The sequence below is a fragment of the Streptococcus pluranimalium genome (assembly GCF_002953735.1).
In the GTDB taxonomy this organism is placed as follows: Bacteria; Bacillota; Bacilli; order Lactobacillales; family Streptococcaceae; genus Streptococcus; species Streptococcus pluranimalium.
The window spans coordinates 1540019-1563661 of record NZ_CP025536.1; the positions used below are offsets into that span (position 1 = coordinate 1540019).

Below are 23643 nucleotides of genomic sequence, written 5' to 3' on the forward strand. Positions count from 1 at the left end.
CAGAAGCGATCTCTGTAGGAGAAAAAAGCCTTAGCATTAACCTTGTTGAGGTGATGCAAAGGTTATTATCATTAAAAAGGTTTAAGTCGATGCCTCCTCCAAGCAAATGTTATTTCCACAAAGACTGATGTAAATAATAAACTCTTTTGATGACACAGCAATTACAAGTGATTGAAAAAGAAGTACTGACAGCAATATAAGGCAATGTCTCCCAAATAAAGAACTTCACCCAATGTTGGTTCACCACCAGATCTCCAATCAGTAATAAACAGTAACGTTAAATCATGAAAAGTTACTCCTTCTTCTCACCTGTTTCACTAGGATTGATTTCAACACGATTAAGATAATTATCTTTGCCAAGTTCACCTTTGAAATGATCCCCAACTACTAAGAATGGCAAATCGTCCAGAGTTTTGCTAGATGCTTTTATTTTGTAAATTTTATCATTTGAGGACACATAATAAACAGTTGTTCCTGAGATAATTTGACTAGCTAAGGCATCAACTTGACCTGAAATAATGGTGGCTTTCTTACTACTGCCTAGTTGTGATAATTGATCGGTATCCACATCCGTGAATTGAGATAAGAGGGCCACCATATCATTATTGACCGTGACTTGTTGGTAATCTTCGGCATCTACCAGAGCGTATGATTTGACCAAACCAGCATCATCCTTTAGCGATACCAAATAGTAAGCTTTACCATCAAGTTTAACCAAGGTTGGTGCAGTTGCTTGATATTTTTTCTCTTGCACTTCTCCTTCAGCTGAGGCTTGAGCAGCCGATTCCGTTGCCGAAGCCAATTTATAATTAGTAACTTGGCGCGTGCGCATATTAACCAAAATAAAGCCTAAGTTTGACGAATCGGCTGTCACAGAGGTAATCCCAGTATAAAGGTAAATATCACCATCAATAGCAATGTAATTGTACAAATCCGTCGTTTCCTTAACACCTGTCTGACTAAACAAAGTATTCAAGAAACCATCCTGATAAGTATAATGGTCATCAACCCGCATCATAACATTTTCAGCAGAATAAACCCTGTCCACCCATTTTGGAATATCTTTCAATTCATAAAATCGGCTCTTTCCAGTCACGGCATCCATAAGAACAGCACCGTTAGGATCCTTGGACATCAAACCAAATCGAGGTCTAAAAGTCGTCGCTACATAATAAGGGTGTCCTTCATCATCAACTTCAAAAGATGGGTCTCCAAAAATTTTAGTTGGAAACTGTAAACGCAGATGACGCTTGGTATCCCTAAGAAGAAATTCAGAATCAGAATAGTGCATCCTCTCATCCAAACGAACTAGCTGAGCCTTACCAGTGGTCTGATTGATCTTGACATAATAATCAATACCTTCTTTACGGTTGGATAGCCACTTCCAAAAACTCTTATATTCTAAAGGAGAAACACGAAAAGGCTGATTGCCAATCGTAATCTGACGGTAAGCATCTGAAATGCCAAATTGTGAGACCTTATCAATCGTCCCCAAATAGGTATCCCCGATTTTCTTAGCAGACTTGCGATCCAACAGAGCTAGGGTTGATAAATCTGTCTCCGGAAAATCCTTGTCAAATGAAGCATTTTTAACAGAGATGACGTTAGCATAACTTTTCGCTCTAAAAAGGCGCGACTGGCTAACATTCAATAGGAAAATAAGTGCGAATACACCAATCGTTCCCACTAATACCCACTTCACAAGTTTAGGGAATTTAGGTATTGGAGCTGCAGCAAAACGCAAACCATTTTGCGACTTCTTAAGCCCCACTCCTGAAGTCTTTAACCAATCAACTTTAACGACTTTCGGCATATAGATCAGGGCTAAGGCCAGCCATATTCCAAAAAGCAAAAATGTCCAAAAAGCTTGACTAAAAATGGAAATCGGTGGTAAATAAAACCAATACCAACCTACCATAATCAATAGCCAAACAAAGCTTCGTAAGCGTTGCTTCATGAAGAACCTCCCAAATATTATTAGGTCAATTATAGCACAAAGTTCAGCTAAAGAACGCGTTTTCACTGTTTCTTTACGGACTATCTTGCAGAATCCTTACCACCAGAAAATCACAAAAAAACAAGTCCTCACCGAGAACTTGAATACCTTATAATTTCTTGAAAATATTCCTAGAGTTATATTGCGGACCATTTTTAACACCTAGCATCATATAAACATTTAAGAAGAATAGAGGAATCAAACTAAAAATTAACGATAATTCTCCTAATCGAATACTCAGGAATGTTGAACACATAGCACCTAACGAAAAAGTCACAAGGATAAACAAAATATTACGCCCATCTTTTCTAACTTTTGTATCCTTCTCGATAAAACCCTTGACCCAGTAATAAGCAGCATTCTTGATATTACCAGTCATCATCACAGTTGCAAAAGGCGTCCCCCGAATAGACTTAAAACTATCAACCTGCAATGACATAAAGAGTGCTAAAATGCTAACAATAACATAAGGATGAAATAGCTTCAATCCTAATACAGCAATCAGGCACAAACCTGTCAATATCAAGCTGGCAAACAAGTGCCAATGAAAACGATTTTTAAGAACCCAAGATTTAATAAAATAAGTCATAATCTGGCCAATCATAAAAATAATAATAGGAATTAAAAACTTAATAGCCTCAAGCAAATGCCCTTCAGCCAGCCTAACCCCCATCATCAAGAGATTACCAGTTTGAACACCAGCAAAACGACCACCCTGAGTCAAATAGGTAAAAGCATTGATAAATCCACTAATAAAGGTCACCAAAAAAGCACATAACATGCTTTCATAACTATAATAAGATTTCTGTCGAAACATTCTATCACTCATTCTAAGATACGGAGGATACAGGATTCAAACCCAGACATACTTTAACACGTCTGATAGTTTTCGAAACTATTCCCTTCATCCTAACTTAGGCAATCCTCCATCAAAATTTAAGAATATAATCATCTTTACTAAAAATAACTATTTTTCCCTTAATAGTTTTATCAAAAGTCTAACTATTCGTCAACAAGCAAAAAACCTGATGTCTCCACCAGGTTTAAGGAATACTTATTAATCCAATTTCAATTCATTTTGACTGAATGGAATAGATGAATCATAAGGATTGTGACGAAGTTTGAAATGACGAACATCTTCAATCGTTTGTGTACCAGCTAATTGCATGACCATCTTAAGTTCATCATTAATCTTCTCAAAGACTTGGCGAGTACCAACACTTCCCCCCATGGCAAGACCATAGATGACCGGACGACCAAGGGCTACCAGATCAGCTCCTGAAGCAAGAGCTTTGAAGACATGTTGTCCACGACGCACACCTGAGTCAAAGATAATTGGAACACGTTTATCCACAGCCTCTGCAACCTCTTGAAGGGAATCAAATGATGCTGGCCCCCCATCCAATTGACGACCACCATGGTTGGTTACCCAAATACCTGATGCACCTGCATCCAAGGCTCTAAAAGCATCCTCTGCACTTTGCGGACCCTTAACATAAACAGGAAGACCAGAATACTGTGCGATGAATTCCACATCCTTTGGAGAAAGAGCTTGTTTAGCTGATTTGTAAACAAAATCCATAGATTTACCAATACCTTCTGGAAGATATTCTTGAACAATCGGCATATTACATGGGAATGTGAAGCCATTGCGTTTATCCACTTCACGGTTTCCTCCAACGGTTGCATCAGCAGTTAAGACAATCGCCTTAGCACCCTGCTCTTTAACACGATCCATAATATGACGGTTAATACCATCATCTTTACTGAAATAGAATTGGAACCACTGAGGGCTACCATTCAAAGCTTGCGTAATCTCTGGAAGATCAGTTGAAGAATAAGAACTTGTCGTGTAAATTGTTCCAAATTCACCAACACCTTTAGCACTCGCAACTTCCCCTTGTTCATTAGCCAACTTATGAGCTGCCACAGGTGCCATAATAATAGGTGACGTCAATTGATCCCCATCAAATGTGACACTAGTATCAGGATTTTCAACACCTTTTAGAGTATGAGGCACAATAAGTTTATGGTTAAACGAACGAATGTTTTCGTGGAGAGTAAAGGTATCTCCTGCACCACTAGCTATATAACCAAATGCGCCTTTTGGAATGACTTGTTGAGCCATTTTTTCCAAATCAAACACATTAACAAAATCTACAGTTCCTTCGGCTTTACTTGTTTTAAAATCCATAAAAGTCTCCAATTTATTTTTTATTTGTCAGCGCTTCCAAAATATAAACATATTCTATCTATATTTGAAAACGTTGTCAACTAATTAAGCTTATTTTTAAAGGTTTTTTTGAAGTTTTCAACATTAAATTGATTGACATTTTCATATTTTCAAGTGCTTATTTTCACATATAAGTGACTAGCCTCGCTAAGAAAAATCATTTTTGTTATAATAAAATAACTAATTTTATAGAAAAGGATAGATTCATGAAACTCATTTCTTGGAATATCGATTCCCTAAACGCTGCCTTAACTAGCGACTCTTCCCGTGCCCTTTTATCACGAGCTGTTATTGACATCTTGGTCAATGAAGATGCAGATATCATTGCCATTCAAGAAACCAAATTATCATCTAAAGGACCAACGAAAAAACATTTAGAAATACTACTTGAGTACTTCCCTAACTATGTCAATGTCTGGCGCTCTTCTGAAGAACCTGCCAGAAAAGGTTACGCTGGTACAATGTTTCTCTATAAAAAAGAACTTAACCCCATTGTAACTTTCCCGACAATCGATGCACCAACAACAATGGATCTCGAAGGTCGCATGATTACCCTTGAATTTGATGATTTTTTTGTAACACAAGTCTATACGCCAAATGCTGGAGACGGCTTAAAACGTCTTGATGATAGACAAATTTGGGATGCAAAATATGCCAGCTATCTCGCTGAGCTTGACAAACAAAAACCAGTCCTTGCAACAGGAGACTACAATGTCGCTCACAAAGAAATTGACCTAGCTAATCCAAACTCTAACCGTCGCTCTCCTGGCTTTACCGATGAAGAACGACAAGGCTTCACAAATCTCTTAAACCATGGATTTACCGACACTTTCCGCCATATCCATGGTGATATCCCCAACGTATACAGCTGGTGGGCGCAGAGAAGTAAAACAAGTAAAATCAATAATACTGGATGGAGAATTGATTATTGGTTAACATCAGATCGAATCGCCGATAAAGTAACGAAATCAGAAATGATTTCTTCAGGAGAACGTCAAGATCATACTCCCATCATTCTAGAAATTGATTTGTAAAACAAAAATTTTTCTTGTATCTTATTAAGAAATCATATAACAGAAACAGATAAACTTGAAATTGTGAGGCATAAGATGAGAGAATATACCATTAGAGGAACAAATCATAAAATTCGATACAACGATTTTCCGGGTGCACTAACACCTATTATCTTTATACATGGATTAGGATGTGCAGGCTCCTTTGATTATGTAGAAGTAATCTCCCACATGCAGTCTAAACACCGAATCATTTTAATTGATTTATTGGGTGCAGGTTACAGTGATAAACCATTATCTTTTGACTATACGATTGATTCACATGTTAAATACCTAAAAGAATTTGTTGACGATCTTAATTTGGAAGAAATCATTGTGTTTGGACATAGTCTAGGTGGGGCTGTCGCAATAGAATTATGCCATTTATTAAAAAACCGAATCAAAGCTCTCATACTCAGTGAATCTAATTTAGATCCAAGCAGTCACAACTCAGCAAGTTTTGAAATTGCTAATTTAAGTGAAAACAATTTTGATAAAATATTTGAAAGAAAACTTACAGATTATGAAACATTAGGAAATACAATGTGGGTAGCTACTTTAAAAAATTGGTTACCAAAAGCTGCTTTGGAAATTTCTAAAAATGCCGTCCAGGGTGGAAAAATATCATGGAGACAGCTTCTATATCAATTCGAATTTCCTAAATATTTCATTTTCGGGGAGGAATCACTGCCTGATGCAGATTTAAAAAAACTAAAAGAACATGATGTGACAATTGAAATTGTTTCGCATGCCGGACATTCAATGGCTTGGGAAAACCCTGCAGGTCTTGCACAAGCTATCAAAAAATGCTTATAAATTCCAGCTTATCGAGTTAAACTTTCGACATGCTTCAAAAATATTTGGTTATTTAGAGATTTTGTCGAAATTCTATTTTCTTATCAACTTTATCTGACGAGATCTTAAAAAAATACTCTTAGCGTCCATTTTTAAGACATCCATCTCTTCTTATAAGACCGTAAATGTTCCTTCCTCTAGACCACCTTAATCTGGACAAGTTAAGCAGCAAAATAGAGAGCCATATCTTTCTGATTTGCAATGGACTTAACTTGATTCTTTAGAGTTAGTTTGAAAGTGAGAAGTAGTTTCAACTGCCTCTCTACTACTATAAGAATAATCTTACAATATTTATAAATATCATTGAAAAACTTGTTCGCCGCAAGTTTTTCTTTTTTCTTACTGAAAATCATCCATTCTGCTGAGCGATAATATTTTTTCCTATCGAACAAAGTATTTTTCCTTTTTATCATACAAGGTTCTGACTTAAATCTAATCGTGATGACATAACAACCTGTACTATGATTTGATCAGTTGATAACCTTCCCACTCATAGCATCTATGGCGACTTTCTAAAAATCATAGTAATCAAAGAATGAGTAGAGTAATTTAAGAAAAGTAACGCTATTATAGATCGTCTCTTTAGATTTGGCATGTAGAGGTAATCTTCTCTGTTTTTTTAGAATAAACCACTCTCCTAACAATCTCATTTTTAGTAAGAGTAAATAAAGATAGGCTGTTTAGTTTCATTTTTATGATTTGAACATAATGAATGATTACAAAAACAGCTGCCTTGTTCCTCTTTTAAATGAAGAACAGGACCGCTGTTTAAACTTTATTATTTTATTATCCACTTGGACAGAACAGTTCTAAAATCTGCCATTAAGTACTGCATCTTAATCTTACAGAGTTCCATCCCATTCAGCATAAAACTCATTTAAAAATGTTTCCATAAAGCTATGCCGATTTTCTGCCAGAGATTTAGCTGTGGCAGTATTCATCGAATCCTTTAAGAGCAATAATTTTTCGTAAAAATGAGCAATAGCTGTGGATTCCTGTTGGCGGTACTCCTCTAAGGTCATTTCTTTGCGAATCTTAGTGCCAGGTACATGGATTAAATTTCCCTTACTACCTGCATAAGCCATCGTTCGTGAAATACCAATAGCACCAATGGCATCCAGACGATCTGCATCTTGAACAATTTGCCCCTCCAAAGACAAAACCTTATCTTTATTCAATCCAGCTTTAAAAGACATATTGAGAATAATGTCCAGTACAGAAGATTTTTCGCTTTCTGAAACATCATTATCAGATAACCAATCAGACACTCTCTTTACACCAAGATAGTCAGATTCATTCAATTTATCATCAGCAATATCATGCAACAATGCTGCTAATTCACAAATAAAAAGATTCGCATTCTCTTCACGGGCAATCCTAAGAGCTAAATTTCTAACACGATCAATATGCCACCAGTCATGTCCAGAAGAATCGTCACCTAATATTGATTTGACAAATACCTCTGCCTCCCGAATAATAGTTTGTTGAGTCATCGACAAATACCTTAGTAGGAACGTTTTCCAAAAATATCATCAGGAATATCATGAAAACCTTTACCTTCTTCAAAATTTTGAAATTTTCCTTGAAGAAAACGATAGGCATCTAAACGACTCTCATAACGAATAACAGCATCCTTAGCTCGCTCATCATTATCTTCTTCCCACACCTGCTGACTAGCCTTCATAGCACCCTCATTTATGACAATTTGAGTATTAACCCAGTCCCTAAAATCCTTTAAAAATTGTTCTTCTTTAGACATAAACTACTCCCAAAAACTTAAACTAATAGCATTATTATAACATGAATCATCTGCAAATCATAAAAATTCTAAATCTATAAAAATATATAGGACAACCTGATCAATCAGAAAAATAATCTTCAATAAATTAAAAAACAACTCTTGAGTTAGAAACAAAAGTAAACAATACACACATTTAAAACTAAGTTTCCGAAATTATTATCTGTTGACTACTGGTTTTTAAGTTGATTATTTCAAGAACTCTATAGAAGTGAAAATCTTCATATTTCTTATATGCTAAGTTATTTTTAAATTTTTATTGAATATTACTTTCTCGTATATACTAAAAAGTATGCTTATAAAAGAAAAGAAGTATCTAGAAAGATACTCCCAATCTATTATTCTGCCACCACCGAGAATTGAACTCGGAACTGAGCATTACCATTGCTCTATTATACCATTTAACTATAGCGGCAAAATACTAACAAAACAGGTTAGATCAACTAACCTGTATAAAATAGTCCGTACGGGATTCGAACCCGTGTTACCGCCGTGAAAAGGCGGTGTCTTAACCCCTTGACCAACGGACCATATTATAAATGGGCACGAGTGGACTCGAACCACCGACCTCACGCTTATCAGGCGTGCGCTCTAACCACCTGAGCTACGCGCCCAATTCAAGAATATTAAATTCTATGCCGGCTACATGACTTGAACACGCGACCCTCTGATTACAAATCAGATGCTCTACCAACTGAGCTAAGCCGGCTATTTCCTATATGCGGGTTAAGGGACTTGAACCCCCACGCCGTTAAGCGCCAGATCCTAAATCTGGTGCGTCTGCCAATTCCGCCAAACCCGCCTATATGACCCGTACTGGGCTCGAACCAGTGACCCATTGATTAAAAGTCAATTGCTCTACCAACTGAGCTAACGAGTCTTTATCAATTTTATGGCATAATATTGGAAACTTCGTTTCCTCTATCTGCTGATTGAAATCTCAATTTCCTCTCGATTTCAACGGTCCCGACGGGAATCGAACCCGCGATCTTCGCCGTGACAGGGCGACGTGATAACCGCTACACCACGGGACCTATTAAGTTTTACCTTAACTATGGGAGTTAACGGGATCGAACCGCTGACCCTCTGCTTGTAAGGCAGATGCTCTCCCAGCTGAGCTAAACTCCCTATTCGCTAAGCAACTACCATATCTAACAGGGGGCAACCCCCAACTACTTCAGGCGTTCTAGGGCTTAACTACTGTGTTCGGCATGGGTACAGGTGTATCTCCTAGGCTATCGTCACTTAACTAATGATTGATAATCCAATCAAAATTGAATACCTATATTCTAACAAGAAACCTACTCGCTGTCAATATTGACTCTTTGTTATTTTCTTTTGGATAAGTCCTCGAGCGATTAGTATTAGTCCGCTTAATGTGTCACCACACGTACACTTCTAACCTATCTACCTGATCTTCTTTCAGGGCTCTTACTAACATAACGTTATGGGAAATCTCATCTTGAGGTGGGCTTCGCACTTAGATGCTTTCAGCGCTTATCCCTTCCCTACATAGCTACCCAGCGATGCCTCTGGCGAGACAACTGGTACACCAGCGGTAAGTCCACTCTGGTCCTCTCGTACTAGGAGCAGATCCTCTCAAATTTCCTACGCCCGCGACGGATAGGGACCGAACTGTCTCACGACGTTCTGAACCCAGCTCGCGTGCCGCTTTAATGGGCGAACAGCCCAACCCTTGGGACCGACTACAGCCCCAGGATGCGACGAGCCGACATCGAGGTGCCAAACCTCCCCGTCGATGTGAACTCTTGGGGGAGATAAGCCTGTTATCCCCAGGGTAGCTTTTATCCGTTGAGCGATGGCCCTTCCATACGGAACCACCGGATCACTAAGCCCGACTTTCGTCCCTGCTCGAGTTGTAGCTCTCGCAGTCAAGCTCCCTTATACCTTTACACTCTGCGACTGATTTCCAACCAGTCTGAGGGAACCTTTGGGCGCCTCCGTTACCTTTTAGGAGGCGACCGCCCCAGTCAAACTGCCCGTCAGACACTGTCTCCGATAGGGATTACCTATCTGGGTTAGAGTAGCCATAACACAAGGGTAGTATCCCAACAACGCCTCCATTGAAACTGGCGTTCCAACTTCTTAGGCTCCTACCTATCCTGTACATGTGGTACAGATACTCAATATCAAACTGCAGTAAAGCTCCATGGGGTCTTTCCGTCCTGTCGCGGGTAACCTGCATCTTCACAGGTACTAAAATTTCACCGAGTCTCTCGTTGAGACAGTGCCCAAATCATTACGCCTTTCGTGCGGGTCGGAACTTACCCGACAAGGAATTTCGCTACCTTAGGACCGTTATAGTTACGGCCGCCGTTTACTGGGGCTTCAATTCATACCTTCGGATTACTCCTAAGCACTCCTCTTAACCTTCCAGCACCGGGCAGGCGTCACCCCCTATACATCATCTTACGATTTAGCAGAGAGCTGTGTTTTTGATAAACAGTTGCTTGGGCCTATTCACTGCGGCTGTCTAAAGACAGCACCCCTTCTCCCGAAGTTACGGGGTCATTTTGCCGAGTTCCTTAACGAGAGTTCTCTCGATCACCTGAGGCTACTCGCCTCGACTACCTGTGTCGGTTTGCGGTACGGGTAGAGTATAATTAACGCTAGAAGCTTTTCTTGGCAGTGTGACATCACTCACTTCACTACTAAACTTCGCTCCCCATCACAGCTCAACGTTATAGGTATAAGCATTTGACTCATACCACGCCTCACTGCTTAGCCCAGCTCTTCCAGTCGCTGGGTTGAGTTAGCCTACTGCGTCCCTCCATCACTATATACTCTAGTACAGGAATATCAACCTGTTGGCCATCGGATACACCGTTCGGTCTCTCCTTAGGTCCCGACTAACCCAGGGCGGACGAGCCTTCCCCTGGAAACCTTAGTCTTACGGTGGACAGGATTCTCACCTGTCTTGCGCTACTCATACCGGCATTCTCACTTCTATGCGTTCCAGCGCTCCTCACGGTACACCTTCTTCACACATAGAACGCTCTCCTACCATGACCTAAATGGTCATCCACAGCTTCGGTAATATGTTTTAGCCCCGGTACATTTTCGGCGCAGGGTCACTCGACTAGTGAGCTATTACGCACTCTTTGAATGAATAGCTGCTTCTAAGCTAACATCCTAGTTGTCTGTGCAACCCCACATCCTTTTCCACTTAACATATATTTTGGGACCTTAGCTGGTGGTCTGGGCTGTTTCCCTTTCGACTACGGATCTTAGCACTCGCAGTCTGACTGCCGATTATATCTCATTGGCATTCGGAGTTTATCTGAGATTGGTAATCCGGGATGGACCCCTCACCCAAACAGTGCTCTACCTCCAAGAGACTTAACATCGACGCTAGCCCTAAAGCTATTTCGGAGAGAACCAGCTATCTCCAAGTTCGTTTGGAATTTCTCCGCTACCCACAAGTCATCCAAGCACTTTTCAACGTGCCCTGGTTCGGTCCTCCAGTGAGTTTTACCTCACCTTCAACCTGCTCATGGGTAGGTCACATGGTTTCGGGTCTACACCATGATACTATGTCGCCCTATTAAGACTCGGTTTCCCTACGGCTCCGTCTCTTCAACTTAACCTCGCATCATAGCGTAACTCGCCGGTTCATTCTACAAAAGGCACGCTCTCACCCATTAACGGGCTCGAACTTGTTGTAGGCACACGGTTTCAGGTTCTATTTCACTCCCCTCCCGGGGTGCTTTTCACCTTTCCCTCACGGTACTGGTTCACTATCGGTCACTAGAGAGTATTTAGGGTTGGGAGATGGTCCTCCCAGATTCCGACGAGATTTCGCGTGTCTCGCCGTACTCAGGATACTGCTAGGGCTATACAAACATTTTAAATACGAGGCTGTTACTCTCTCTGGCTGACCTTCCCAGGTCATTCTTCTATGTCGTCTAGTCCCACGTCGCAGTCCTACAACCCCGAGGAGTAAACTCCTCGGTTTGCCCTCCTGCCGTTTCGCTCGCCGCTACTAAGGCAATCGCGTTTGCTTTCTCTTCCTGCAGCTACTTAGATGTTTCAGTTCACTGCGTCTTCCTTCAGCTAGTCTTAACAACTAGTGATGACAGGCATTACCTGCCGGGTTCCCCCATTCGGACATCTCTGGATCAGCGCTTACTTACAGCTCCCCAAAGCATTTCGTCGTTAGTCACGTCCTTCTTCGGCTTCTAGTGCCAAGGCATCCACCGTGCGCCCTTATTAACTTAACCTTATCTTTGATCTTACGATCTAAACTCATTAAATACTTACAGCGTTTCGGTTTATTTTCTTGTTACTTTCTACAATTATCTTTCGATAATCGTGGAATTTGATATAGATATTCAATTTTCAATGGACTATCTTAACATCTGTCTGATGTTAATGGAGCCTAGCGGGATCGAACCGCTGACCTCCTGCGTGCAAAGCAGGCGCTCTCCCAGCTGAGCTAAGGCCCCACAAAGACCTCTCAAAACTAAATAAAGATCCCAAACGTGCTTCCGTTTTCCTTAGAAAGGAGGTGATCCAGCCGCACCTTCCGATACGGCTACCTTGTTACGACTTCACCCCAATCATCTATCCCACCTTAGGCGGCTGGCTCCTAAAAGGTTACCTCACCGACTTCGGGTGTTACAAACTCTCGTGGTGTGACGGGCGGTGTGTACAAGGCCCGGGAACGTATTCACCGCGGCGTGCTGATCCGCGATTACTAGCGATTCCGACTTCATGTAGGCGAGTTGCAGCCTACAATCCGAACTGAGATCGGCTTTAAGAGATTGGCTTACTGTCACCAGTTCGCTGCTCGTTGTACCGACCATTGTAGCACGTGTGTAGCCCAGGTCATAAGGGGCATGATGATTTGACGTCATCCCCACCTTCCTCCGGTTTATTACCGGCAGTCTCGCTAGAGTGCCCAACTAAATGATGGCAACTAACAATAGGGGTTGCGCTCGTTGCGGGACTTAACCCAACATCTCACGACACGAGCTGACGACAACCATGCACCACCTGTCACCGATGTACCGAAGTAAAATCCTATCTCTAGGACGGGCATCGGGATGTCAAGACCTGGTAAGGTTCTTCGCGTTGCTTCGAATTAAACCACATGCTCCACCGCTTGTGCGGGCCCCCGTCAATTCCTTTGAGTTTCAACCTTGCGGTCGTACTCCCCAGGCGGAGTGCTTAATGCGTTAGCTGCGGCACTGAGTCCCGGAAAGGACCCAACACCTAGCACTCATCGTTTACGGCGTGGACTACCAGGGTATCTAATCCTGTTCGCTACCCACGCTTTCGAGCCTCAGTGTCAGTTACAGACCAGAGAGCCGCTTTCGCCACCGGTGTTCCTCCATATATCTACGCATTTCACCGCTACACATGGAATTCCACTCTCCCCTTCTGCACTCAAGTTTAACAGTTTCCAAAGCGTACATTGGTTGAGCCAATGCCTTTAACTTCAGACTTATTAAACCACCTGCGCTCGCTTTACGCCCAATAAATCCGGACAACGCTCGGGACCTACGTATTACCGCGGCTGCTGGCACGTAGTTAGCCGTCCCTTTCTGATAAGCTACCGTCACAGAGTAAACTTTCCACTCTTACTCCCGTTCTTCGCTTATAACAGAGCTTTACGATCCGAAAACCTTCTTCACTCACGCGGCGTTGCTCGGTCAGGGTTCCCCCCATTGCCGAAGATTCCCTACTGCTGCCTCCCGTAGGAGTCTGGGCCGTGTCTCAGTCCCAGTGTGGCCGATCACCCTCTCAGGTCGGCTATGTATCGATGCCTTGGTAAGCCGTTACCTTACCAACTAGCTAATACAACGCAGGTCCATCTCATAGTGAAGCAATTGCTCCTTTTAAATTAACAACATGTGTTGTCAACTCTTATGCGGTATTAGCTATCGTTTCCAATAGTTATCCCCCGCTATAAGGTAGGTTACCTACGCGTTACTCACCCGTTCGCGACTCAATCAATTCAAATGTAGCAAGCTACGGGAGAATCAATTGCGTTCCACTTGCATGTATTAGGCACGCCGCCAGCGTTCGTCCTGAGCCAGGATCAAACTCTCATTAAATAGTTTGAGCTATGCTCAGTCAGTTACCATCTGACTTATTTTTCTTCTTGACAGGTTACTTTCGTAACCCGCACGTTTGGTTTCTTTATCCAGTTTTCAAAGGTCTTATCGCCCCCTTCGAGGCAACTTCTATATTCTAGCAACTGTGGTTGTAAATGTCAACAAGTTTTTCTTATTTTTTTAAAAAATTTTTTCATTCAAATGAGTTACTAAAATAACAACTTTTATATCATACACTATCTCTCAATAGCTTGTCAACAAGTTTTTGTAAAAAAATCAAAACCACCCGTAAAACAGGTGGTCGGATCTATACTAATCTTCAAGTTTTTTGCTATTTAGCTTCAATTAAGCCATACTCTCCATCTTCACGTTTATATAAAACATTAGTTTGACCATCTTCTGAATCAGTAAAAATAAAGAAGTCATGTCCTAGTAAATCCATTTGAAGGATGGCTTCTTCAATATCCATCGGTTTTAAATCCACATGTTTTGTTCTAACAACACGTGTTTCTGAAACTTCCTCAGCAACTTCTGTTTCAAACTCACTTGTAAATACTTGTGCTGTAGGTACTTTCTCACGATGTTTCTTAGCAATTTTAGTTTTATTTTTACGAATCTGACGTTCGATTTTATCAACAACTAAATCAATTGAACCATACATATCTTGTGAGACATCTTCCGCACGCAACGTTACTGATCCAAGCGGGATAGTCACTTCAACTTTAGCTGTTTTTTCACGATAAACTTTTAGATTTACTCTAGCATCTAATTCTTGTTCTTCGTTAAAATATTTTTCAATCTTTGCAACCTTTGATTCGACATAGTTACGGATTGCATCTGTCACTTCGATGTTTTCGCCACGGATACTATATTTAATCATAAGATACCTCTTTCTTGCGCTTGAAGCGCTTTCTATACTTATATTATATCGCTTTCATGAAAATTTGCAAGCTTAAATGGTCATCTTGCCAAACTAAAACTAATGATTTCTTTGACGCCAATATCTTGTAAGGCTTTCTTTGCTAGAAATATGGTTTGCCCTGTAGTATAGATGTCATCTACAAGAAGAACTTTCTTCGGTATTTTAATATCCTGTTTTATTTTAAATACTTGTTCTGAGCTTAATCTTTCCTTCTTAGTTTTAGTTGTTTGTGAATCAATATCCTTTTTTTCAAGTATTCTTTCATAAGAAATCTCTGCTGCTTCCAGTAGGGCTTCGACTTGATTAAATCGTCTGGTTGCCATTCTTTTCTTACTTAAGGGAATTGGAACAACTGTAAAATCTTTGTATAATTTTAATGTTTGTTTGATTTCCTCTGCAAATTGCCACGCCATCAGATAGTCTCCTTGAAACTTAAATACTGAGAAATAGGTCTTCATCGCTTGATTATATCTATAAATACTTTTATGCTTAACCGAATTTCCTTTTGTTTCCCAGTCCAAACAATCTTGACATTTTTCTAAAGTTGTTTTTTGGTAACACGAAAAACAGGATTCTTCGTCAATTTTTTCAAACTGCTTTAGACAATCTTCACAAGTTTGAAAGCTTCTTCTTTTTAAAAATAGTACTGAAGTGAAACATCGCTTTTCACTGATATTTTTATAACAAAACTGACACGTCACTTGAAGCCTCCCAAATTATTCATCTGTCGAATTTCTTTTTTAGTCTTTTTGATAGCCCTTGTAAGCCCTTCATGAAAGAAGAGTAGATCTCCTGTCGGTCTCTCTAATGACCGTCCTACTCGACCACCTATCTGAATAAGACTAGAGCTAGTAAATAATTTATGATGAGCTAGTAAAACAAAGACATCCACTTTAAGAAATGTCACTCCTCTTTCTAAAATTGTCGTTGATATGAGAACTCTTAAATCACCATGTCTGAACATTTCTACTTCTTCTAATCTATCTGGACTATTACTAGAGACAAAACCTATAGAAACTTTGGGATATTGTCGACAAAGAACTTTCTTTATTTTCTTTCCAAAAGCAATATCTGGTACAAAAATTAAAAGCGGGTAGCCTGTTTGAAATTGCCTCTCTAGATATCGTTTTAGTTTCAATGGTATCTTACCAGAGTCAACCTTTTTCTCCAGTCCAGTTAGCCAAATATTCCGTGGTTCAATTAAGGGATTCCCATGAAATCTTCGCGATAAAGTTCGTTTTTTTAAGATTCCTTTTTTGACTTGTTTATCTAATTCTTCTGTCGAAGTTGCTGTCATATAGATGGTTAGACCATCTGCTTTTTTCGCTGTTCTAACAGCATGATAAAGTATCTTATTATCGACGTAGGGAAAGGCATCTACTTCATCAACTAATATAAGATCAAAAGAGTGGTAAAACTTTAACAGCTGATGGGTAGTTGCAATAATCAAAGGGGAGCCACTATATGGTTCAGAATCACCATGTAACAAATCAATATCACAAGAAAAATCCTTGCTGAGTCGCTTGTATAATTCAATACAAACATCTATACGAGGACTGGCCAAACAAACTTGTCCACCTTCATCAATCACTCGAGCGACTACTTCATAGATCATTTCCGTTTTTCCAGCTCCTGTTACGGCATGTACCAAACTATCCTTTCTATCCTCAAGTGATTGCACGAGACTACCTGAAATTTCTTTTTGATAACTAGTTAATTTGCCTTTCCATTGTAAAGCATTTCTTTTTGGGAAAGTTTTCGGTGGAAAATAATAGAGATGTTCATCTTCCGTCAATCTACCTAATAAAATACAGGAGCGACAATAACGTGTCCCATCCGGCAACTGCCAGTCAGTTGTAATCTTTTCTGAACATCTATTACAAGTAAGATTCCCATTTTCTTGAGTGAAAGCAGGTATCTTTATGGCTTCTTCTCTTTCCTCTGCCGTGATACTAGAACCTGCAAACCAGCAACCACTTTTTTCTTTTAGCGTTTTCATCACTTATTTATTCGAAGTTATCTGAAGCTTATGGTAAAATTTTTTTATGAATTATAAAACAATCACATCAAATCACATTACTGAAGAAGAGATTAAGAAATCACGCTTTATCTGCCACCTTAAACGTGTCACAAGTGAAGAAGAGGCTCGTGACTTTATTGCAGCTATCAAAAAAGAGCATTACAGAGCCAATCATTCTTGCTCTGCAATGATTATTGGCGAAAATAGTGAAGTCAAACGTTCCAGTGATGATGGTGAGCCTAGTGGAACTGCTGGCGTTCCTATGTTAACTGTACTTGAAAAACAAGAGTTGACCAACGTCGTTGCTGTTGTTACACGGTATTTTGGAGGAATTAAACTCGGTGCTGGCGGTCTTATTAGGGCTTATACAGGTAGTGTCGCCCAAGCCCTCAATGAGATCGGTTTAGTAACTGTCAAAGAACAAGTTGGCTTACAAGTGATTTTATCGTATCCGCAATACCAAACCTTCGCTAATTTTTTAGAACAAGAAAATTTAGAAGAATTTAACACACAATTTCTTGAGTATGTGACCAGCGATATCTATACTGACGAAGATAGGTTGTCTGATCTTCAATCTGCTTTAACGGAATTTTATCAAGGTAAGATCTCTTTCCAAAAAATCGATTCCAAAATTGTTGAAGTTCCTACTCCTTAATGATAAACGTTCCTTATCGCTTTGATAAGGAATTTCTATTTTACAACTTTTTAACTAGCCTTTATACTAGTAACCAAAACCGTTAGGAGCTAAAAGTATGTCAAAGATTTACAATCATATCACTGAACTTGTTGGGCAAACACCTATCGTAAAGCTCAATCGCCTTGTTCCAGAAGATGCCGCTGAAGTTTACGTTAAAATTGAAGCTTTTAACCCAGGATCCTCTGTCAAAGATCGAATTGCATTACAAATGATCGAGGATGCTGAAAATGCTGGAACGATTAAACCTGGAGACACTATCATTGAACCGACTTCTGGTAATACTGGCATCGGATTGTCTTGGGTAGGAGCCGCTAAAGGTTATAAGGTTGTCATCGTCATGCCCGATACTATGAGCCTTGAACGTCGTCAATTAATTCAAGCTTACGGTGCTGAATTAGTATTAACCCCAGGTAGTGAAGGTATGAAAGGGGCTATTGCAAAAGCTAAAGAATTAGCAGATGAGCGTCAGGGTTGGGTTCCTATGCAATTTGCTAATCCGTCAAATCCTAAAGTTCACGAGGAACAAACTGGTAAAGAAATCATCGATGCTTTCGGCGAAACAGGACTTGATGCTTTTGTATCAGGTGTCGGAACAGGTGGAACTATTACTGGTGTTGCGAATACATTGAAAAAAGTCAATGCTAATATTACGATTGTAGCAGTTGAAGCAGATGAATCTGCTGTGCTCTCTGGTGAGAATCCTGGACCTCATAAAATCCAAGGAATCTCTGCAGGATTTATCCCTGATACTCTTGACACAAACGCTTATGATCAAATCATTCGTGTTACATCTGAACATGCTTTAGAAACTGGACGAACAGTAGGTGCCCAAGAAGGCTTCTTGGTGGGAATTTCTTCTGGTGCGGCGATTTTTGCAGCTATTGAGAAAGCTAAAGAATTAGGCAAAGGTAAAACAGTCCTAGCAATTTTACCTGATAACGGTGAACGTTATTTATCAACAGCTCTTTATAAATTTGGTGAATAAAGTATTACAATCATGACTACCTGTCTAGCGGGTGGTTTGAACAGGGACTATAAACCCACATCATCAGCCAGCGTCTAAAGACGCTGGCTTTCATCTTGTTCAACCCTAATAAGCTTTTGACTCGTCACTTGCCTCTTAAAGAGGCGTTCTTATTACTCGCCATTATCCCTAAAGGGATCTTCATACTCTTTTACGCTCAATTTATCTAAGGCTATATCATGTTAATTCGCCTTCTTATTTCTAAGCTCATGAAGAAATCATCCACTGGATAATTTCTTTGCTCTTGAATATATTTTTTATCGTGGCTTCGTTTAGTTCAACTGTACTCACATAATACCCCTCTGCCCAAAAATGGCGATTCCAAAATTTATATTTGAGATTATCGTGTTTGTCAAACATCATAAGTGCGCTTTTACCTTTAAATATCCTATGAAACTTGAAATGCTAATTCTTGGAGGAATACTTACTAGCATATGTACATAATCTGGCATTAAATGACCTTCTATTATTTCAACTCCCTTATAGCTACATAAACGGCGAAAGATTTCGCCTAGACTACTTCGATATTGATTGTAAATTACTTTTCGTCTATACTTAGGTGAAAATACTATGTGGTAGAACACATCCACTTAGTATGTAATAAACTGTGTGCCTTTTGTGCCATATTTTACTCCATTCGCTTTACATTAGGCTTGAACACCTTTATCGTATCGCGTTTGGAGTTTTTTTTGGGGATAACCTTCGATGCGCACCTGCGGAGTGAAACGGACTTAAAGTTGTAAACAAAAAGACTCTACTGACATTTTTAATGTCGATAGAGTCTTTTTTTATTCTTCTCTTTTTAGAAAACGCAGACTTTCATCAATCCATTCTGATAATTTATCATTTAAAGGTTTGAAACCTGTCCGATGACGATTACTTGAAAAGCGGTGACGATGCATCATTTGGTGGCGATCTTCCTCCAAAGTCCTCATTGAGAGACTCGCTTTTTGAGTATATTCATCAACATCCAAGACCTGCACAGTAACCTCTTGACCAATCGATAAACACTTATGAATGTTATCAATAAATCCTGTTTTTATCTCAGAGATATGAATTAAACCTGTAATATCATTTTCTAATTGGACAAAGGCACCATAGGGCTTTATGCCTGTGATGGTCCCCTTGAGTTTATCTCCAATATTCATTAATCCACAACCTCAATTGATTCAATAATGACATCATCAAGTGGTTTATCTTGCGCACCTGTTTCAACAGCTGCAATTTTATCTAAGACATCATAAGATGCTTGATCTACTAACTGTCCAAAAACCGTATGGCGACGGTCTAAATGTGGTGTCCCTCCATTTTCGGCATAACGCTCAGCAATAGCTTCTGGCCATCCCCCACGAGCCAATTCCTTAGCACTATAAGGGAAGTTTACATTTTGAACCACAAAGAACTGACTACCATTCGTATTAGGACCAGCATTTGCCATTGAAAGAGCTCCACGAAGGTTATAGAGTTCTTCTGAAAACTCATCTTCAAAACTCTCACCATAAATCGATTGTCCTCCCATACCAGTTCCAGTTGGGTCTCCCCCTTGAATCATGAAATCCTTAATGATACGGTGGAAAATAATCCCATCATAGTAACCATCTTTTGCCAAACCTATAAAGTTAGCAACCGTTTTAGGAGCATGCTCTGGGAACAACTTAACAACTAAATCACCATGATTTGTTTTAATTGTTGCAATAGGACCTTCTACATTTTCTAAATCCAACTGTGGGAAGTGTAATTCTTTTTCTACCAAACCTAATTCCTCCAAGGCATGTAAAATGCCATCTTCTTCTACTTTTTCAGTAACGTAATCTGCTTTTTCTTTTAATTCTGGAACAGCATTACCCATGGCGATCTTAAGACCAACATGGTCAAACATCTCCATATCATTTGGCCCATCACCAAAGAATAAAACATTTTCTGGTTTTAAGCCTTCTTTTTCCAAAACGTAATCCAAACCGGAAGCTTTGGAAATCCCCAACTTCACTGTATCGGATGAGTGTATATGCCATGGTACCAGACGCACTTGCTGCGCCAATTCATCAGGCAACACCAGCTCTGAATTATTCTCAGCAAAGGTCCACATGTGGTAAACATCGTTGTTCAGATGAAAATCCGGTTCAACATCTAAGAGTCCATATACGGGAATCATGGCATGATCAATTAACTCTTTACGGGCTGATACCACTGGTTTTTCTTTCCCTGCAAAACCATAATCAATCCCAATTTCTTGGCACCATGTGACAAAAGATTCTATAATCGTTTTATCTAATGGTAAATTAGCCACTTCCTCACCTTTTCGATCAATGACATAAGTCCCATTAATCGTGACAAAATAATCAGGTTCTAGGTCACGAATTTCTGGAACCACACCATAAATCGCACGGCCACTAGCAATACCTGTTAAAATTCCCTTTTTTTTCAAAGATTTGAAAACCTTTGTTATCGACTGAGGCATATAACCAGTATCTTTAATACGTAGTGTATCATCAATATCAAAGAAAACTGCTTTTATCTTTTTGGCCTTATATTTCGTTTTGATATCCATTCTTTCCCCTTACTAAAAATACTATACTTATTATTGTATCATATTTTTTAATCTTCTTGGGGCACCAAATGATGTCTGAAAGCATACACCACTGCTTGCGTCCGATCATCAACTTGTAGTTTGGCTAGAATGTTAGAAACGTGAGTTTTCACCGTTTTTAAAGAGATGAATAATTCATCAGCTATGGTTTGGTTATCGTAACCTTTGGCTAATAAATACAGGATATCTCTTTCTCTAGCAGTGAGATCCTCATGCAGAGCAGGATGCTCGTCGTGAAGTTTCATCTTTTGCTCAACTTCTGTTTCAATAGCCAGTTGACCTTCAGCAACTTTTCGAATCGCATTGAGAATTTCTGGCGCATTGGACGTTTTTAACATGTAACCTTTGGCACCTGCTTGAATAACTGGGTAAATTTTCTCATTATCAAGATATGAAGTCAAGACTAATATTTTCGCTTCTGGCCATTCCTTTAGAATTTGTAAGGTCGCCTCCACTCCGTCCATCTCTGGCATAACCAAATCCATCACAATAACGTCTGGACGTAAGTCAAGAGCTTTGCTTATTCCCTCTTGACCATTACCTGCTTCTCCAATCACTGTAATATCTTGTTGAAGATTTAAAAAACTTTTCAAACCCATTCGTACCATCTCATGGTCATCAACTAATAATACGCTTAAATTACTCATCTACTTCTCCTACTAGTGGTAAAACCACTGTCATCGTAACACCTTGATTGGGTGCAGAAATCATCTGGAAACTTCCTGCCATATCTGAAACACGATCTTCCATATTTTTCAAACCATAACTAATTCTCTTAGCTTTTTCAACATCAAACCCTACGCCATTATCAATCATCTTTAACTGAATCGACCTAGGTGTCTGATAAAGATAAATATCCAGTTGACTTGCTTTTGAATGTTTTAGAGTATTACTAATAAATTCTTGAATAATACGAAATAAGTGATCTTCAATTGGCTTTGGCAAAACTTGTAAATTTTCTTTAAAGGAAACTTGAATTGGACTCTTATCTTTTATCTCCTGCAAAATCATCTCTAAGCCTTGTTTAAGAGACTTACCTTCTAGCTCAGTAGGACGCAAATGAAGTAGCATAACACGCAAATCATTTTGCGCATTTGTTAAGATATCTTCTGTATTTTTCAACTGTTCTTGTAAGGCCTCTTGGCTCATACTTGACAGGCTGTATGAGACCCCTGATAAAATCATGACAGCTGCAAACAACTCTTGACTCACAGTGTCATGTAAATCTCTTGCAATACGCTTTCTTTCTTCCTGTATGATACTTTCTTTTTGAGAAAGAGCGACATTTTCAGTATTTTGCAGTTGCTGAGTTAAGGTCATTGTTTTTTCAGATAACTGATTGATCATTTTTCCCAATTCATCATCTCCTGCCTGAACCGGTTGATTATGAACGATTCGTCTTAAACTTTTAAAAACATGGCGATGGGCATGATAATTAAGCAAGGTTGACACAAAAATTAACATAATTGTTAACGAAATCGTCAACAAAACAATAGAAAATATAAACTGATTTAGCCTTTCAACATCCATAACAACATCTTTTAAGGATATAGAAAAGGAGTCCAAAATCAATGAGACGATTGAAAATATAATAACTAGTGCATAAAGAAAAAGTAGAATAATATGAGATTTTCTCATCGGCTCATCACCTCTGTATCCCCTGCAAAGTTACTAATAACGATTTTCACACTACGGTTACTCTCTTCATAATCATCGCTTCTTAATTTGATTGTCTCATTTCTCAAATCATATGCTTTATGATCAAAAAAGGCTACTGATCCATAAATAGAACTCACCGTCAAACTAACAGAAACATCTATAGGCACAAGAATTTTTGTAGGCCCATATACCTTTCTGATGAGAATGACATTATCTTGATTCCTTAAAATCACTTTAGACAAATCAATAGTGTCATTCCCACTAATACGAATCACATCAATATCATCAAAATAATAAGTATCAGAAGTCAAATCATCCTCTTGACCAAACCATTGATTACGATACTTAGTTAAGGTCACCGGTCTTGTTTCAAACGATAATTCAGCCAGTCGATTATTTTTTTGAACCTGTGAAAAATGATTGATCATAATATAAATTAACCCTACTATCATTGCTAAAATAATAAAAGGATTGAGCATCATAATCAAGAAAAATATCAATAAACACGCTGTCAAAATGAAATTAATCTTATCGGTATTATTATAAAACTTAAGTGCTAATAAAGTTAAAATAAGAATCGCTATGAATCGTGGTATGTCATCTGATAAAATGGTCATCATCGCTAAAAGTAATAAGATAGCTTCGACGATTAAAAAAAATTGAAATTTACGCATAAAACCTCACTTTTATCACTACAAATAAGTTTACCACAAGTTTCGA

At 39.2% G+C, this 23643-nt stretch carries 17 protein-coding genes, 10 tRNA genes, 3 rRNA genes and 1 pseudogene; 4 read left to right on the top strand and 27 right to left on the bottom strand.

Features of this window, described 5'->3' with window-relative positions; all coding sequences use genetic code 11:
• Window positions 1-292: 292 nt before the first annotated feature.
• The 4 genes from C0J00_RS07790 to lctO form a co-directional block, all read right to left on the bottom strand.
• Window positions 293-1957, bottom strand: a complete 1665-nt coding sequence (locus tag C0J00_RS07790; protein WP_104968344.1) for a hypothetical protein — start codon at window positions 1955-1957, stop codon at window positions 293-295.
• 148 nt (window positions 1958-2105) lie between these two features.
• Window positions 2106-2813, bottom strand: a complete 708-nt coding sequence (locus tag C0J00_RS07795) for a YoaK family protein (RefSeq protein WP_104968345.1) — start codon at window positions 2811-2813, stop codon at window positions 2106-2108.
• Window positions 2814-2834: 21 nt separating this feature from the next.
• Window positions 2835-2924, bottom strand: a tRNA-Ser gene (locus C0J00_RS07800).
• A 129-nt stretch (window positions 2925-3053) separates the two neighbouring features.
• On the bottom strand, window positions 3054-4190 hold the full coding sequence (gene lctO / locus C0J00_RS07805) for an L-lactate oxidase (protein WP_104968346.1): 1137 nt from the start codon (window positions 4188-4190) through the stop codon (window positions 3054-3056).
• A gap of 245 nt (window positions 4191-4435) precedes the next feature.
• Here lctO and C0J00_RS07810 point away from each other — a divergent pair, with 245 nt between their 5' ends.
• Together C0J00_RS07810 and C0J00_RS07815 are read left to right on the top strand one after the other, a co-directional pair.
• Entirely contained in the window at window positions 4436-5263 is an 828-nt protein-coding gene (locus C0J00_RS07810; protein ID WP_104968347.1) for an exodeoxyribonuclease III, read from the top strand.
• 75 nt (window positions 5264-5338) lie between these two features.
• The gene (locus C0J00_RS07815) at window positions 5339-6097 is read left to right on the top strand and encodes an alpha/beta fold hydrolase (protein ID WP_104968348.1); all 759 of its coding nucleotides are present in this window, start codon (window positions 5339-5341) and stop codon (window positions 6095-6097) included.
• A gap of 881 nt (window positions 6098-6978) precedes the next feature.
• Here the strand turns inward: C0J00_RS07815 and C0J00_RS07825 are convergent.
• From C0J00_RS07825 to C0J00_RS07905, 17 genes are all read right to left on the bottom strand, one after another.
• Window positions 6979-7629 carry an HD domain-containing protein gene (locus C0J00_RS07825; protein WP_104968350.1) on the bottom strand — a complete coding sequence of 217 codons (651 nt, stop codon included), beginning with the start codon at window positions 7627-7629 and terminating at the stop codon, window positions 6979-6981.
• An 11-nt stretch (window positions 7630-7640) separates the two neighbouring features.
• Window positions 7641-7895, bottom strand: a complete 255-nt coding sequence (locus C0J00_RS07830; RefSeq protein ID WP_104968351.1) for a DUF1912 family protein — start codon at window positions 7893-7895, stop codon at window positions 7641-7643.
• A 383-nt stretch (window positions 7896-8278) separates the two neighbouring features.
• Window positions 8279-8349 (bottom strand) — tRNA-Thr (locus C0J00_RS07835).
• A gap of 43 nt (window positions 8350-8392) precedes the next feature.
• Window positions 8393-8464 (bottom strand) — tRNA-Glu (locus tag C0J00_RS07840).
• A 10-nt stretch (window positions 8465-8474) separates the two neighbouring features.
• Window positions 8475-8548 (bottom strand) — tRNA-Ile (locus C0J00_RS07845).
• 22 nt (window positions 8549-8570) lie between these two features.
• Window positions 8571-8643: transfer RNA gene (locus C0J00_RS07850), tRNA-Thr, on the bottom strand.
• Window positions 8644-8654: 11 nt separating this feature from the next.
• A tRNA-Leu gene (locus C0J00_RS07855) sits at window positions 8655-8736 on the bottom strand.
• 5 nt (window positions 8737-8741) lie between these two features.
• Window positions 8742-8814 (bottom strand) — tRNA-Lys (locus tag C0J00_RS07860).
• Between the two features lie 81 nt (window positions 8815-8895).
• A tRNA-Asp gene (locus C0J00_RS07865) sits at window positions 8896-8968 on the bottom strand.
• 21 nt (window positions 8969-8989) lie between these two features.
• Window positions 8990-9062, bottom strand: a tRNA-Val gene (locus C0J00_RS07870).
• Between the two features lie 5 nt (window positions 9063-9067).
• A 5S ribosomal RNA gene (rrf, locus tag C0J00_RS07875) occupies window positions 9068-9183 on the bottom strand.
• An 89-nt stretch (window positions 9184-9272) separates the two neighbouring features.
• Window positions 9273-12175: ribosomal RNA gene (locus C0J00_RS07880) — 23S ribosomal RNA — on the bottom strand.
• 152 nt (window positions 12176-12327) lie between these two features.
• Window positions 12328-12400 (bottom strand) — tRNA-Ala (locus C0J00_RS07885).
• Window positions 12401-12455: 55 nt separating this feature from the next.
• A 16S ribosomal RNA gene (locus tag C0J00_RS07890) occupies window positions 12456-14014 on the bottom strand.
• The 16S, 23S and 5S rRNA genes sit together here with 9 tRNA genes alongside, the layout of an rRNA operon.
• Before the next feature lie 331 nt (window positions 14015-14345).
• A complete protein-coding gene (hpf, locus tag C0J00_RS07895; RefSeq protein WP_104968352.1) occupies window positions 14346-14894 on the bottom strand; it encodes a ribosome hibernation-promoting factor, HPF/YfiA family in 549 nt (182 codons plus the stop codon).
• A gap of 80 nt (window positions 14895-14974) precedes the next feature.
• Window positions 14975-15637, bottom strand: coding sequence for a ComF family protein (locus C0J00_RS07900; protein ID WP_104968353.1), 663 nt, complete (start codon window positions 15635-15637; stop codon window positions 14975-14977).
• Entirely contained in the window at window positions 15634-16935 is a 1302-nt protein-coding gene (locus C0J00_RS07905; protein WP_104968354.1) for a DEAD/DEAH box helicase, read from the bottom strand. Before C0J00_RS07905 ends, C0J00_RS07900 begins: the two co-directional genes overlap by 4 nt.
• A gap of 46 nt (window positions 16936-16981) precedes the next feature.
• Between C0J00_RS07905 and C0J00_RS07910 the strand changes: the two genes are divergently transcribed.
• On the top strand, window positions 16982-17611 hold the full coding sequence (locus C0J00_RS07910; protein ID WP_104968355.1) for a YigZ family protein: 630 nt from the start codon (window positions 16982-16984) through the stop codon (window positions 17609-17611).
• A 97-nt stretch (window positions 17612-17708) separates the two neighbouring features.
• On the top strand, window positions 17709-18638 hold the full coding sequence (cysK, locus tag C0J00_RS07915; RefSeq protein WP_104968356.1) for a cysteine synthase A: 930 nt from the start codon (window positions 17709-17711) through the stop codon (window positions 18636-18638).
• Window positions 18639-18790: 152 nt separating this feature from the next.
• Here the strand turns inward: cysK and tnpA are convergent.
• From tnpA to liaF, 6 genes and pseudogenes are all read right to left on the bottom strand, one after another.
• Window positions 18791-19302, bottom strand: a pseudogene (gene tnpA / locus C0J00_RS07925) (IS200/IS605 family transposase).
• Between the two features lie 163 nt (window positions 19303-19465).
• Entirely contained in the window at window positions 19466-19825 is a 360-nt protein-coding gene (locus C0J00_RS07930) for a S1 RNA-binding domain-containing protein (protein WP_104968357.1), read from the bottom strand.
• Window positions 19825-21225 carry a Cof-type HAD-IIB family hydrolase gene (locus C0J00_RS10680; RefSeq protein WP_104968358.1) on the bottom strand — a complete coding sequence of 467 codons (1401 nt, stop codon included), beginning with the start codon at window positions 21223-21225 and terminating at the stop codon, window positions 19825-19827. Before C0J00_RS10680 ends, C0J00_RS07930 begins: the two co-directional genes overlap by 1 nt.
• A 47-nt stretch (window positions 21226-21272) precedes the next feature.
• The gene (locus C0J00_RS07940; RefSeq protein ID WP_104968359.1) at window positions 21273-21911 is read right to left on the bottom strand and encodes a response regulator transcription factor; all 639 of its coding nucleotides are present in this window, start codon (window positions 21909-21911) and stop codon (window positions 21273-21275) included.
• Complete coding sequence (locus C0J00_RS07945) at window positions 21904-22902, bottom strand: envelope stress sensor histidine kinase LiaS (RefSeq protein ID WP_104968360.1); 999 nt, start codon at window positions 22900-22902, stop codon at window positions 21904-21906. Before C0J00_RS07945 ends, C0J00_RS07940 begins: the two co-directional genes overlap by 8 nt.
• Window positions 22899-23597, bottom strand: coding sequence for a cell wall-active antibiotics response protein LiaF (liaF, locus tag C0J00_RS07950; protein WP_104968361.1), 699 nt, complete (start codon window positions 23595-23597; stop codon window positions 22899-22901). The genes C0J00_RS07945 and liaF overlap by 4 nt, the downstream gene beginning before the upstream one ends.
• Window positions 23598-23643: the final 46 nt, after the last annotated feature.